Raw genomic sequence first — 12876 nt, 5'->3', positions numbered from 1 at the left:
TTCTCCCTCCAACATTCCTTTTGATCTTACTTTAACGTACGGTTGTACAGGGAGAAATCGATTTATCTTACAGCATGACCGACAACCTTACATTTTTGTCACATCATAAACGGTTTCGTTATGAGTAAAGTGAAGGCAAAATTCAGCATATTGGTTATAGACTGAATGTACGGTAATTCGGTGTCCAAGCATGTCGCTTATTTTTTTCGATAAGTACAAACCATAGCCTGTAGCTTTCAAACCAGTACGATGTTCACTTCCGGTATAACCTTTTTGAAAAATTTGCTCTAAATCTTTCTCTAAAATTCCGTTCCCACTATTCCATATTGACAGGATCGTTTCGTCTTCTTTAGCAATCGTTTTAATTTGAATACTACCACTAACAGGAGAGTATTTAACAGCATTTGAAATGAATTGAGATATTATATATCCACTCCATTTTTCATCTGTTAATACTGTCTTATCGTCGCCGACGATTGCTATCTCGATTTTTTTACGGCTGAAAAAGCTAGAATATGCTTTTAAAGAATGAGCGATCAATTTCCTCGTCGATGTAGGAGCAATTTTGTAATCCTCATGAAAACGTCTTGATTTCATTTCATAAAAACTCTCTGTGCTGATTCCTCAATTGAAAAAAGTTCACGGGAGATGGAATCATATAGATTTGGTGGTAATGTTTCCTCTTCTGATTCTATTATAAGCCTTGCAGCTGCGATAGGAACTTTGATGTCGTGAATCCACTTTGTAATAAAGTCTAGCTCCTCTGCCGTTCTTGTCTCGATCTCATTTCGATAGGTTTCAAGCTCATAAACGACCTTCTCAATTTGCTTCGCTAAAGTGGCATCAAGTGGGTAAGTGAAATCTTCTAATTCAGCGTTAGAAGCATGTAATTCAGAAAATTGATTTATTTTTTTTACACGCTGAGTTAGAATCACGTAATCAAGTAAGGAAAATACACATAAAAATAGAAGCCAGCCCATCAAAATGTATGCTTCACTAGTTTGAGTGAGAGTTAGACTCGTATCCAATTTATATACACTGTATGTAAATAGTGTAACTAGTAAAAAGAATAGCAAGGTAAGCCAACGCTCTTTAATATAGAGGCGAATATTCATGATAAACGATATCCTTCCCCTTTTACTGTCTTTATATAGTCTTCTACATTAATTTCCTTCAATTTTCGACGTAGACGAGTAATATTAACCGTTAATGTATTATCGTCAACAAAGCTCTCATTGTCCCATAGTGTCTGCATGATTTTTGACCTTGTAACGGTATTTCCGTTATGTTGTATGAGGATGGCTAATATTTTCGATTCATTTTTCGTTAATTCTATCTCATCCTGATTCGTCACAATTAGCTGTTTATCTAGATGCAATAGTAAGTCTTTGTATTGGAGAGTATGCAACGTTTCGTCATTATAGGAATATGAGCGCCTTAGGGTTGCTTGTATTTTTGCAATTAATAGATCAATAGAAAACGGTTTCTCGATATAATCATCTCCTCCTTGAGTGATCGCTCTAATCTTATCAGCATCTGTATCCCTTGATGAGATGAACATAATAGGGACATTAGATAGTTCTCTAATTTTTGTACACCAATAGAAACCATCATAGTACGGTAAATTAATGTCTAATAAAATTAAATGGGGCTCGAATGAATGAAAAGGCGTTAAAATATCTGAAAATACCTCTATTCTTTTCGGAGTGAACCCCCATTTTTGTAGGCTTTTTTCAATAATGGATGAAATCGTTACGTCATCTTCAATAATTAACACTTTATACATGATGATCACTCCTCGAGTTTAGTGATTTGATAAAAGGTAGCACTACAGGCATGTTTATATTAGTATTTTACAAATAATCAAGATCGATAGAAACAATTGATTTCTGTAAGAAGATTTTCAATAGTTAACGCCTAATCATTCCTTTACTGTCTTAGCTAAGCGTCGAACTCCCTCACTTATTTCTTCCTCGTCTAAATGTCCATAGCCTAGAATCATTTTATTCAGATGGAGTCCTTTATGTATGGAGTGGTCTTCAACTGGATAAATCCGAACACCGTTCGTATGCCCCTTTTTGATCAAATCTTCGGTAATAACTAGCCCGCTCCATTCAACTATTAAATGTAGTCCAGTCGAGTGACCTGAAATCTGTAAGAGATTCGGAAACGTTTGATGCATTAATTGGATTAAAAAGTCTCTTCGTTTTTTATATACTTTTTTCATTTTAAGAATGTGGCGTTCTAAATAACCGTCTTGAATAAATTGGGCTAATGTTAACTGCTCCACTGAAGGTGTGTGTAAATCTGAGAACCATTTATATTCACGGCATTTATTGATTAGTTGTGTCGGGAGCACCAAATAGCCAATACGTAGGGCAGGCGATAAGATTTTACTAAATGAACCGATATAAATAACTCTTGACGGGTCAAGTCCTTGTAATGAACTGATCGGTGTGCCTTCATGACGAAATTCACTATCGTAATCATCTTCAACAATGTAACAGTTTGTTTCTTTTGCTAAATGAATTAATTCAATACGACGTTGGATTGGCAATGTACTCCCCAAAGTACTGATGTGAAGGCGTAACAAAAATAGCTTTCGGTTGAATGTATGAATCTATTAAATCTGTTCTAATTCCTTTATGATCAACAGGGATTCCTTGAATATGTGCACCACTAGAAGCGAAGATAGATTGGATATCATTTGTAATCGGATCTTCCATAATGATGTGATCGCCCTTTGATAGCAATAATTTAGCAACAAGTGTTAAAGCTTGAGTTGCCCCCGAAGTAATGACAATTTGATGAGGGTGACATTGGGCACCTCGTACTTTCAATAAATAGGCAGCTAGACTTTTCCTTAAATCCGGTAACCCCTCAGGGTTCCCATAGCTGAAGACAGTATGGGAACAATTATGAATTGTATGATAAGTAAGCTTAGCCCATGTTGAACGAGGAAATAGGCGTAAATCTGGAATGCCTGAACGGAAGTTGATTAGGTCATGTTCGTCGTTGCTTCGTTGTTCTTCCTTAAATATCAACTCCTCACCTCGACGTACACTAAAATTTGCACCATAGGAAACATATGTACCAGAGCCGCGACGCGTTTCAATGAAGCCTTCTGCTAGTAATCTCTCATATGCTTCAATAATAATGTTTCGTGAGACGTTTAACTCCCTCGCTAATTGCCTTGTCGAAGGTAAACGTTCATTTGCTTTTAAATCAGCCTGTAGTATCTTATCTTTCATTTGCGTATAGATTTGTGCTGTTAAAGGCTCTTTTAATTTTCGATCAATCGTTAACCAAAGCATACAAACTCTCCTCATTTCAGTGGTACCATAATTATTCAACAATAGTGGATCTATTTTAGACCAGTTTATCATGATAGCTTAGTTAATAGAAAATGATGATGAGGAGGAATAAAGATGTTTTATAGAAGTGGTGGTTGCTTTACAATTCAAAGAAATGTGTGTAAGAAGGCTAGGTTCGTACATGAAAAGTAATTATATTAAAATGTTCCTTGCTATGCTCATTGTCGGTAGTTCCGTCGTTTCGAATAAAATGCTTGTTGAGCATGTACCTGTGTTTATTGCTTCAGAGTTAAGGTTTGCCATAGCAACGATAATTTTAATTTCGTTATTATGCAAATATGAAGGGATTCCAAAAGTACGTGCGAAAGAGCTTCTAATTCTTTTTCTACAAGCATTGACCGGTGTTTTTTTGTTTAGTGTCTGTATGCTCTATGGCTTAAAACATACGACTGCTTTAGAAGGAGGGATCATTACAAGCACGTTGCCTGCCGTGATGGCCATTTTAGCTTTTATTGTCTTAAAGGAAAGACCATCATTAAAAGTACTGATTGGCATAGGTTTAACGATGATAGGTCTAACTTTTATTCAAACTACCGGAAGTACCATAGTCAGTGGGGGATAGGATCATTAATTGGAAATCTATTGATATTGTGTGCAGTTATAAGTGAAGCAATGTTCATCTTACTTGGTAAAATTAGTTCTAAAAACACTCGCCACTAGTCATTACTACTATGGTTAGTGCAATTGGGACGATATTATTTTTACCGTTTGCTATATTTGAATTTCAAACATTCTCTATAGGTCAACTTACATTAATAGATTATGGGTTGATTACGTACAATGGGTTATTTGTTACTGTTATTGCCTTTTTATTAATGTATCAAGCGGTAAGGGAAATACCGGCATATAAGGCTGGAGTGTTATCAGGAGTCATTCCTATAAGTGCAGCAGTATTTTCTTTTGGCATTTTAAATGAGTCATTAACTATCAGTCATTTCATCGGTATGGTAGTTGTGTTGTGTGCAATTTATTTAATTACTAATGAGAAAAGTCGAGAGGATAACGACAATAAACAGAGAATGAGTAAGAAACGATAATAATAGGAGGTAGGCGTGAAATTCTTAGATAGGTTTCAGACTTTAACAGGTCAACCACATCAATTAGGTTATCAAGAAATTGAACCTCATCCTCTTTTAAAGCGCTATGTTCGTTGTTTTTGGACTGATCACCAAAGTCAAACTCAATCACGCGTAATCCCGGATTTGTGTACAGATATATTGGTCTATATCGATGAAGCATCAAGTAGCGTGCATTCGAAATTTTGCGGAATTAATGATACTTATTTCGATACAACAACTAACTTAACCTCATCTGTGTTAGGGATTCGCTTTTTGGCTGGAGTGGATGGCTATTCTCTACTGAAGACTTCAATTCGACGAAAAATACCGTCGTTGATTTAGAGGATTACTTTTCAATGCTAACAAGGTTGCTTCAGGATGAACGTTTCATAAGGATGAATCTCGCTCAAAGGATTGAGGCGATTGAATTGATATTACTTGAAAAACTAGAAGCAGAAGAGAAATGGCTCCACCCTGATTTCCTCAATTGTATGAATCTGATTTTGCAGACCGATCAACCTGTTGATCAAAATGATCTAATACGACATTGTGCGATTGGAGCACGACAGCTTGAACGATTATTTCGGCGGTATACAGGACTTACGCCAAAGAAAATGATCAATTTAACTCGTTTTCAAAAGGTTTGGAGAAGAATGTATTGTACACGAACGTGCGACTCTATGGAATTAGTCCACCATTTTGGTTATGTTGATCAATCACATTTCATCAGGGAGTTTAAAACATTTAGTGGGATGACACCTAATAAAATGTTGCAACGGTTATAATAGACATATGTCGTTTTTATACAATACGTCAGCTAGGAATTTAGATATGATCATAACATACATGAATGAGTTTACTGTGTAAGCAGAGCATAGTGGCTATTCAAAGTATCGTGTTTGATAGGAGTGAGCAAGGATGAATTCATTTATTGAAGAAATATGTCAAAAGCAACGTGGAGCGGAGCGTGATTTTAAGGAGGAGTGGCAAGCGATACGTTATCTTGTTGGGGAGAAAATATTTGCAATGCTCGGAACGAACGGTGAGGGGAAACAAATAGTAACATTAAAATGTGAGCCGCACAAAGCGGAACATTTGCGACAGGAGTTTGAGAGTGTCATACCAGGATACTACGTCAATAAGTCTCATTGGAATTCTCTACTACTTGAGGAATGTGATGTACCTAAAGAAGTCATTGAGCAAATGATTGTCGAATCGTATCAACTCGTCTACTCCAAACTAACAAAGAAAAAGAAGGAACAATTGCGTCCGGGATCTGAATAGAAATGATGTTATGGAGCTTTTCTTTCATATAGTAAGTAATACTGTAGTAATAACTTGACGATTATGTCGTATAACGATGATCGTCAAGCTTTTTTTGGTTACAAAGATTAGTTAGTTGGCGATATTTATTATATATCTAATAAAAAAGCGGTTGTTTTCAACTGACAATAGAGTAAACTTGTGGTAAGGGTATAAAAGCCTCTATCAAATCGAGAAATGCAACAGAAAGTATTTAGAATAGAAAAAAATTTGATCAATTAATAAAGTGGTAATTATTTATATATGGTAAAATAGTACTAGTTGTATTTGTTTTATAAAGGGGGAGATACGATAAGTCCAATAACTACTGAAATATGTGTCATTTAGAATAAAACTTATAATTGACGTAAGATTTAAAGGATTAAGAGTTATTTATTTTTAAACCATTGAAATGGTAAGGGGGAACCGGATAATGAAAAGAAGTGGATTTAAAGGAACGGCCTTATTTTTAATAGTTGTTTTATTTATTCATTTACTTCTTCCTTTTGGGGCATATGCTAATGCTGAAATAGAAAAAGTAGATATCATCGTATCGTATAAGGATGAAGTGCCAGATAACCCCGTTCTTATAAACTATGAAAATGAAGTCGTAATGAATACATTGCCGATACGAGCGATGACAGTACCAGTTAATGAGATTGATCGTTTAGAAAAAGACCCTAATGTCGTTTCCGTTTCAATTGATCAACCACTACAACTGATGGTAGAGGAAACGGATTTGACAGTTCAAAACAATACTAACGATTGGAACAATGAACTCGTTAAGGCTTTTGATGCTTGGATGATGGTTATTTAGGCGAGGGTGTAAAAGTAGCGTAATAGATACAGGTTTCGATGATCACCAAGATATTACATATGCAGGTGGATTTTCTGTATTTGAAGGTGAAGAGTATACAAATGATCATCATGGCCATGGTACACATGTGGCAGGGATAATTGGTGCTCGTCAAGGAACGCCTCATCAAGGGATTGCTCCTAATGTTGAATTATACGGTGTAAAGGTTTTTAGTGAAACTTTTGGTGGCGGAACGACAACAGATCTAATTAGTGGTATCGATTGGGCAATTGAAAATGATATCGACATCATTAATCTTAGTTTAGGCTTTGTAGAAGAGGTTCCTGCCGTTCATGACGCAATTAAAAATGCCTACAACCAAGGAATATTAATCGTAGCAGCTAGTGGAAATGGTGGAACTAAAGATGGAACAGGTGAGCAGATCGAATACCCAGCAAAATATGCTGAGGTGATCGCTGTTGCATCAGTTGACCAGGATCTAAACCGTTCCGAATTTTCTGCTGTGGGACCAGAAAATGAATTAGCTGCCCCTGGAGATGCAATTGGTGGGTTAGCACGGGGGAATACATATATTGGGATGAGTGGGACTTCTCAGGCATCTCCTCATGTTACGGGTGTAGCTGCACTATTAATGCAGAAATATCCACAGCTTTCAACGGAAGAAATCCGAGAATTATTAATTGAAAAGTCAGTTAGTTTAGGTTCAGAAGAAGGTCGAGATCGCTTATATGGTTACGGTCTTGTGCAATATGCAGTAATTGAGCCACCGGTCATTGAATATAATGGGGATTTTGAAATCCATATTGAGTATGGGGTCGACTTTGAATTCCCTACAGCAACTGTGATACATGAAAGAGAAGAGTTAGATGTCACCTTCAAGTTATTCAATGAGGCTGGTGAGGAAATAAGTAAGGAAGATTTCAGTACGGAAGCCCCAGGGACATACACGTTACAGTTTTATGCGGAGGACTCATTAGGTCAACAAGCTGATGTAGTAGAAGTGACCTTATATGTTCAACCATATATTGATACTGAACCACCAGTTATTCACTATGATGGTGAAATGGAATTAGAGCTCGAACATGGTGCAGAATTTATCGTACCAACAGTAACCGTGACAGATAACGTGGATGAAGACCTAGAAGCAACAGTTACGATTTATAATGAAGACGGACAAGTTGTTAATCAAAGTGACATTGATACGACAGTACCTGCTATTTATCAAGTGGAATATAAAGTAGCTGATCAATCAGGTAATGAAGCAGAATTAACAATAATCATTACGGTATTAGCACCACTTGATGAAGAACCACCAGTAGATGAAGGTGAGGCAGAACCGCCGGTAGATGAAGGTGAAGCGAAACCACCAGTAGATGAAGGTGAGGCAGAACCACCGGTAGATGAAGGTGAAGCGGAACCACCAGTAGATGAAGGTGAAGCGGAACCACCGGTAGAAGATAAAGATGAAAAAGGCAATCCGCCAGTAATTGAATATTCTGGGGAATTGGAGATTATTATTGGGTTTGGTGAGGACTTTGAATTTCCAACGGCAACGGTGTCACACGAAACTGAAGAACTAGACGTTACCACAAGTTTGTTCGATGAGAGTGGTCGGGAAGTTAGTGAGACATTGTTCAGTACGGAAGTCCCGGGGATATATACGTTACGGTTTACAGCTGAAGATTCATATGGTCAACAAGCTGAAGCTGTTGAAGTGACGTTAATTGTTCAATCTGAACCACCAGTTATTATCTATCATGGGGAATCACGAGAGTTAGAGATTGGATATGGAGCGAAATTTGTCTTACCAGATATATCTGTGGTTGATTACGACTTAGATATTTCGGTAACGATTTATGATGAAGATGGTCAAATTGTTGATGAAAACGATATTGATACGACCAAACCTGCTGTGTATCTAGTTGAATATATAGTAGTTAATAGATTTGGCGTTGAGAGCAAGCTAACAATAACGATAACGGTATTAGAAAAGGGCGAAGGTGAACATGGAAATTGGCCAGAGAAACCAATACCACCAGTAGGAGACGGTGATAACGATAACAAAGTAGAACAATTTGCATTTGTTACCGTTCAACCTGAAGTCAATGAGGGGGCTGCGGTCATTTCAGATGCTGTGATTGATTCGGTAGCTGACAATGGGACATTATTGATTGATCTTCATTCTGCTTCTACGGACTTAAGCCGGCTACAATTAACAGAAAATCAAGTTAGTGAATTGATTAGTAGAGGAATTCGAATTATTTTATCTAAAAAGGATGTCCAATTAACTATCCCTGCTGGTGTCTTTAAACAAGGAGATGCAGCCATTCATATCGAACGTGTCGGATCCGACAATGACATTGATTATATTGAACAAGCAAAGAGTGCTGTCTATCAATTTACGCTTGTCCAAAATGGAGAAAAAGTTCATCAATTCGAGGAGCCGATCGAACTTCGCTTTTTAATCAATGAAGAGGAAGAAGCGACGAATTTGAAGGTTTATTATTGGAATGGGAAGACTGGAGATTGGGAAGAGATAGGCGGTTCCCTTAAGGATGGCTATATAGTAGCTGAAACAAATCATTTTAGTATATTTTCAGTGTTCTCTGCTATGACTTTTGAAGAGGACGAATCCGACATTGAGGTGGACCCTGAAACTAAAAAAGGAAACGTAATTAATACAGAAACTGAAGAAGTAGAACTTCCACATGGGAAAGAGGGAACATTACCTAATACAGCTACAAGCCTGTATCATTGGCTAACGCTCGGTCTCGCTTTAATAGTGGTAGGGTTTGCTTTTACAGCGTTGAGAAGACTGCGACAAAATAGTTAGTATAGGTTGTTAATAGAGAACTCATAGTATATAACTATGGGTTCTTATTTTCATAGTAAAATATATATTAAGTGTGTTAATGTAATGGATATAGGTGTTATAATAGTTGGTTTTGGAATGGGTGCTGTGTTAAAAGAGTCAGGGGGAAGAATATGCCTGAATTTATACGTGGTCATGAAGACATTCTTATCATCGTTTATTGTTTTATCTTATTGTGGGTCAATATAGGCTACTTACGTGAACATAAAAAGGTAAAAAAGGGGCTACAAGAACTTAAATCAGAGGAAGAAGTGAATATTGATACCAATTCATTTGCTGTATTTATATTCGTTTTTACATTTAATTTTATCCGAAGGTGGTTATTATATATTTTAGCCGTTTTAACGACAGGTTCTTTCCTGATCGCTATCATTTCCGTTGTTTTATTCATTATAAGTTTGTATGATATTCTATTTAATTATCAATTAGAAAATTTGAAATCGTCGAAGGTTGGCTTATATCTTGCTATTATTGATACGGTTCTTATTGTAGGCTTTGTCCTGTATTTATTTATATAGTATTTCTTTCTAGTTTGAAAGAGTACATAATCACTAATAGGTATTAATTTTAACTACCAACATTCGGGTAGTTTTTTTTGTTGACAATAAAAGTAGCTGTGTTATACTGTGTATATCAATATAAACACTATAACACATGAGGTGATTTTAAATGTTGGATGTAATATGGCTTTATCTATTAGTATTTTTGTTAGCAGCAACACCGCTTATGGAGGCAGTTTATATTAGCCCAATCGCAGTATTTGGAGGTCTATCGATTGTACCTGTCATAATTTTAGCCATTGTAGGGAATGTGTTAACCGTTTTAATTGTAATTGTCTTTTTTGATAAAATTAGAGAATGGCGTAGGAAAAAGAAAGGCGAAGAAACGCAAAGTAAAAAAACAGCAAAAGCACAAAAACTTTGGCAAAAGTATGGGTTGCCAGGTTTTGCGTTACTTGGACCGTTTATTATTGGGAGCCATTTAGTTGCTTTTTTAGGTTTAGTTTTCGGTGCGACAAGAAAGGCTGTTACGACTTGGATACTAATTAGTATTGGTGGTTGGAGCATCGCATTATCAATTTTAGCGTTAGTTGGTATAGATGTACTGAATATAGAAAATCCTTTTCTTGAGCAAATTTTTACTGAGTAGGCGGGGGAAGGAAGGAGAAATAGGATGTGGAAGGATTCAATATGGCTTGTAAAAAAAGAGTTTAAATTTCAACGTATCGCATTTTTCTTTACGTTCTTGGCAGCGATTCTGTTTGCGTACCTTACGAATCCGTTTTTCGAAACATTTGCCATTCGAGATCATAGTAATGAATTTTCGTTATTTAGTCACTTTTATCTTGATCTAATTTTTATTGGGTTAGTTCCATCATTATCAACATTATTTATGTCAGGCCCATATTTAAGCTTAAAAACGATTAAAGAAGACCCTTTTGGAAAAAGAATCGGCTTTTATCGAGCTTTACCAATTCCTGTTAATACGATTGCTTTGAGTCGATTGTTGTTTATGGTACAAACACTTGTGATTATGTCATTAACTTTTTATATTGTGCTAACAATCGGTCTGTCAGAGCAGTTTTTCCAATACGTAACGTTAGAAGAGTGGATCATTTTTATTCTTGTATGGTTCGGTTATTCTTTAGCGTTTGGAAGCCTCAATACGTATATTGAATTTGGTACGAGTGGAAAAATGCTTTATATTATGGCGGGGGTTTTTCTAGTTGTATTTATTTTGATTATGATACTATTCCATCAAGTTATTGGGATGAGTGTGGTAGATTGCATTTTATTTTTGATTGGAAGGATGAAATGGATGGTAGCTGGCTTGTCTATTATGGTAGGAATTTTGATTTGCATCATGTTTTATTTCATCTTAATGAAGCGCCTCTTAACGAGAGATTACATGTAGGGGGCGGGGCCAATGAAGCTACCGATTATTGTGTCAGAAGACAGTAAGCAACCCATTTATTATCAGATTGAAATGCAAATTAAGACGTTAATTGTCAGCGGACAGCTTCCACCTAATACGCTACTGCCTTCTATTCGGGCATTATCAAGTGAACTAAGTTGTAGTGTTATTACAACGAGAAGAGCGTATCAAAATTTGGAGAATGATGGATTTATTAAAACAGTTCAAGGAAAAGGGACGTTTGTAAAGGTATTGGATATGGAAATGGCACAAGATACGAAATACGAAGTGACTCGCTCTGCTTTGCTGCAAGCGATTGAACAGGCAGAATTGATGGGAAGTAAAAGTGAAGATATTCGAATGGTGTTTGAAGATATTATGAAACAAAAGGATAGATAGAGTGGTGAAATGATGCTAACAGTTAATCAGTTAACGAAAAGCTATAAAACTTTTTCATTTGGACCTGTGGATCTTGAAGTGGAACAAGGCACGGTTGTTGCTTTAGTTGGACCAAATGGATCTGGAAAGAGTACGTTTTTCCGTTTGTTAATGAATCAAGTTCGTGAGGATCAAGGAGTTATTACGTGGTTTAATCAAAATATACGTTACGAAGAAGTTGAATTTAAACAGTCTGTCGGTTACATGGGGATTGGGCTGTATGATGTTTTTGAGCATTTGTCTATCAAAGAATTAGCTGAATTTGTCTCACGTTGGTACCTTCATGGGACCAAAAATGGTATGATGCATTAATTAAACGTTATGAAATTGATAGTAAGGAAAAATATCGGAATTGTTCAACGGGAACGAAAAGGAAGGTTGATTTTATACTTGCGTTAGCTCATCATCCAGCTATACTATTGCTCGATGAGCCAACTTCAGGTGTTGATCTTGTCTCACAACGTAAGATGAAGGATGACCTTCTGAGATTTATGGAAGAAGGAATGAGAAGCATCCTAATTGCAACTCACCAACAAGAGGAAATTAAACAATTAAGTGATTATATATGCTTTATGAATAAGGGACAGATTATTGACCACCTTGAAAAAGAACAGCTTCAAGAACGATGGGCTAGAATTTGGATTTCTTCATTGCCGAAAGAGCTAAAACAGCATCCGAATGTAAAGCAAGTAAGTGAGGAGCCCTTTCAGCTTGTAACTAATGATTTACCCGGCATTGAATCCGTTTTAGAAAGACTAAATGTTCAAATTACACATAGACAGCGTTTAGATTTAGATGAAGTGATGGAGTATTATTTTCTTTAAAGAACGAATAGGGCACAAGAGGAATAATATCCCTTCTTTGTGCCCTTTTTTCTGTTGTGATATTTAGAATGAACTAAATAATTTACTAGGTCTAGAAGTCTATGGAATGGGTTAATTTTACAACGGATATATTGATTGTTTCAATGGGGATTTGAAATACTAGTCAGCAGTTATACAACGGTAGGTTCAAAAAATACATTCTAACTCAGTTTCTTTAAGGTGATTTATGAATGCCACTATTTAAGTTGAGAAGATTTTTCTATTTCAGTGAAACAGC

Annotated in this window: 16 protein-coding genes and 1 pseudogene; 13 read left to right on the top strand and 4 right to left on the bottom strand. The window is 36.3% G+C overall.

What is annotated here, in order from left to right; all coding sequences use genetic code 11:
- Positions 1 to 87: 87 nt before the first annotated feature.
- The 4 genes and pseudogenes from JCM19034_RS22215 to JCM19034_RS08665 all read right to left on the bottom strand — a co-directional run bounded on the left by JCM19034_RS22215 (position 88) and on the right by JCM19034_RS08665 (position 3314).
- Positions 88 to 597: an ATP-binding protein gene (locus JCM19034_RS22215; RefSeq protein ID WP_197276371.1), complete on the bottom strand. Its 510-nt coding sequence runs from the start codon at positions 595 to 597 to the stop codon at positions 88 to 90.
- Positions 594 to 1115, bottom strand: coding sequence for a hypothetical protein (locus tag JCM19034_RS22210; protein ID WP_197276370.1), 522 nt, complete (start codon positions 1113 to 1115; stop codon positions 594 to 596). The genes JCM19034_RS22215 and JCM19034_RS22210 overlap by 4 nt, the downstream gene beginning before the upstream one ends.
- Positions 1112 to 1786, bottom strand: coding sequence for a response regulator transcription factor (locus tag JCM19034_RS08670; RefSeq protein WP_062048938.1), 675 nt, complete (start codon positions 1784 to 1786; stop codon positions 1112 to 1114). Before JCM19034_RS08670 ends, JCM19034_RS22210 begins: the two co-directional genes overlap by 4 nt.
- 135 nt (positions 1787 to 1921) lie before the next feature.
- A pseudogene (locus tag JCM19034_RS08665) lies at positions 1922 to 3314 on the bottom strand (PLP-dependent aminotransferase family protein).
- Between the two features lie 181 nt (positions 3315 to 3495).
- On the opposite strand from JCM19034_RS08665, the gene JCM19034_RS08660 reads away from it, so the two are divergent.
- The 13 genes from JCM19034_RS08660 to JCM19034_RS08600 all read left to right on the top strand — a co-directional run bounded on the left by JCM19034_RS08660 (position 3496) and on the right by JCM19034_RS08600 (position 12599).
- Complete coding sequence (locus JCM19034_RS08660) at positions 3496 to 3936, top strand: DMT family transporter (RefSeq protein ID WP_197276369.1); 441 nt, start codon at positions 3496 to 3498, stop codon at positions 3934 to 3936.
- 109 nt (positions 3937 to 4045) lie between these two features.
- Positions 4046 to 4411 carry a DMT family transporter gene (locus JCM19034_RS08655; RefSeq protein WP_062048934.1) on the top strand — a complete coding sequence of 122 codons (366 nt, stop codon included), beginning with the start codon at positions 4046 to 4048 and terminating at the stop codon, positions 4409 to 4411.
- Positions 4412 to 4426: 15 nt separating this feature from the next.
- Positions 4427 to 4774 (top strand): DUF6597 domain-containing transcriptional factor, encoded by a 348-nt coding sequence (locus JCM19034_RS08650; RefSeq protein WP_062048932.1) that lies wholly within the window; start codon positions 4427 to 4429, stop codon positions 4772 to 4774.
- A gap of 14 nt (positions 4775 to 4788) precedes the next feature.
- Positions 4789 to 5217, top strand: coding sequence for a helix-turn-helix domain-containing protein (locus tag JCM19034_RS08645; RefSeq protein WP_062048930.1), 429 nt, complete (start codon positions 4789 to 4791; stop codon positions 5215 to 5217).
- Positions 5218 to 5350: 133 nt separating this feature from the next.
- Complete coding sequence (locus JCM19034_RS08640; RefSeq protein WP_062048928.1) at positions 5351 to 5716, top strand: MmcQ/YjbR family DNA-binding protein; 366 nt, start codon at positions 5351 to 5353, stop codon at positions 5714 to 5716.
- Between the two features lie 451 nt (positions 5717 to 6167).
- Entirely contained in the window at positions 6168 to 6551 is a 384-nt protein-coding gene (locus JCM19034_RS08635; protein WP_062048926.1) for a hypothetical protein, read from the top strand.
- A 22-nt stretch (positions 6552 to 6573) separates the two neighbouring features.
- A complete protein-coding gene (locus tag JCM19034_RS08630) occupies positions 6574 to 9384 on the top strand; it encodes a S8 family serine peptidase (protein ID WP_082393896.1) in 2811 nt (936 codons plus the stop codon).
- Between the two features lie 152 nt (positions 9385 to 9536).
- Positions 9537 to 9941: a hypothetical protein gene (locus JCM19034_RS08625; protein ID WP_062048922.1), complete on the top strand. Its 405-nt coding sequence runs from the start codon at positions 9537 to 9539 to the stop codon at positions 9939 to 9941.
- Positions 9942 to 10092: 151 nt separating this feature from the next.
- Entirely contained in the window at positions 10093 to 10572 is a 480-nt protein-coding gene (locus JCM19034_RS08620) for a small multi-drug export protein (protein ID WP_062048920.1), read from the top strand.
- A 24-nt stretch (positions 10573 to 10596) separates the two neighbouring features.
- A complete protein-coding gene (locus tag JCM19034_RS08615) occupies positions 10597 to 11337 on the top strand; it encodes a hypothetical protein (protein WP_062048918.1) in 741 nt (246 codons plus the stop codon).
- A 12-nt stretch (positions 11338 to 11349) separates the two neighbouring features.
- Positions 11350 to 11736, top strand: a complete 387-nt coding sequence (locus JCM19034_RS08610; RefSeq protein ID WP_062048917.1) for a GntR family transcriptional regulator — start codon at positions 11350 to 11352, stop codon at positions 11734 to 11736.
- 9 nt (positions 11737 to 11745) lie between these two features.
- Positions 11746 to 12087 carry an ATP-binding cassette domain-containing protein gene (locus tag JCM19034_RS08605; RefSeq protein WP_062048915.1) on the top strand — a complete coding sequence of 114 codons (342 nt, stop codon included), beginning with the start codon at positions 11746 to 11748 and terminating at the stop codon, positions 12085 to 12087.
- Positions 12048 to 12599: an AAA family ATPase gene (locus JCM19034_RS08600; protein ID WP_062048912.1), complete on the top strand. Its 552-nt coding sequence runs from the start codon at positions 12048 to 12050 to the stop codon at positions 12597 to 12599. Before JCM19034_RS08605 ends, JCM19034_RS08600 begins: the two co-directional genes overlap by 40 nt.
- Positions 12600 to 12876: the final 277 nt, after the last annotated feature.

Origin of the sequence: Bacillus sp. JCM 19034, from assembly GCF_001310635.1 — a bacterium.
Lineage (GTDB): Bacteria > Bacillota > Bacilli > Bacillales > Bacillaceae_D > Halalkalibacter.
The sequence above is the reverse complement of the archived record's forward strand: the minus strand, read 5'-3'. Positions and strand labels throughout refer to the sequence as shown.

What these genes read in the sequence shown, in the direction of transcription:
- JCM19034_RS08610 (WP_062048917.1), top strand. Translation starts at nt 11,350, where the DNA reads ATGAAGCTACCGATTATTGTGTCAGAAGACAGTAAGCAACCCATTTAT.
- JCM19034_RS08615 (WP_062048918.1), top strand. Translation starts at nt 10,597, where the DNA reads ATGTGGAAGGATTCAATATGGCTTGTAAAAAAAGAGTTTAAATTTCAA.
- JCM19034_RS08655 (WP_062048934.1), top strand. Translation starts at nt 4,046, where the DNA reads ATGGTTAGTGCAATTGGGACGATATTATTTTTACCGTTTGCTATATTT.
- JCM19034_RS08670 (WP_062048938.1), bottom strand. Translation starts at nt 1,786, where the DNA reads ATGTATAAAGTGTTAATTATTGAAGATGACGTAACGATTTCATCCATT.
- JCM19034_RS08660 (WP_197276369.1), top strand. Translation starts at nt 3,496, where the DNA reads ATGAAAAGTAATTATATTAAAATGTTCCTTGCTATGCTCATTGTCGGT.
- JCM19034_RS22215 (WP_197276371.1), bottom strand. Translation starts at nt 597, where the DNA reads ATGAAATCAAGACGTTTTCATGAGGATTACAAAATTGCTCCTACATCG.
- JCM19034_RS08635 (WP_062048926.1), top strand. Translation starts at nt 6,168, where the DNA reads ATGAAAAGAAGTGGATTTAAAGGAACGGCCTTATTTTTAATAGTTGTT.
- JCM19034_RS08625 (WP_062048922.1), top strand. Translation starts at nt 9,537, where the DNA reads ATGCCTGAATTTATACGTGGTCATGAAGACATTCTTATCATCGTTTAT.
- JCM19034_RS22210 (WP_197276370.1), bottom strand. Translation starts at nt 1,115, where the DNA reads ATGAATATTCGCCTCTATATTAAAGAGCGTTGGCTTACCTTGCTATTC.
- JCM19034_RS08605 (WP_062048915.1), top strand. Translation starts at nt 11,746, where the DNA reads ATGATGCTAACAGTTAATCAGTTAACGAAAAGCTATAAAACTTTTTCA.
- JCM19034_RS08645 (WP_062048930.1), top strand. Translation starts at nt 4,789, where the DNA reads ATGCTAACAAGGTTGCTTCAGGATGAACGTTTCATAAGGATGAATCTC.
- JCM19034_RS08640 (WP_062048928.1), top strand. Translation starts at nt 5,351, where the DNA reads ATGAATTCATTTATTGAAGAAATATGTCAAAAGCAACGTGGAGCGGAG.
- JCM19034_RS08620 (WP_062048920.1), top strand. Translation starts at nt 10,093, where the DNA reads ATGTTGGATGTAATATGGCTTTATCTATTAGTATTTTTGTTAGCAGCA.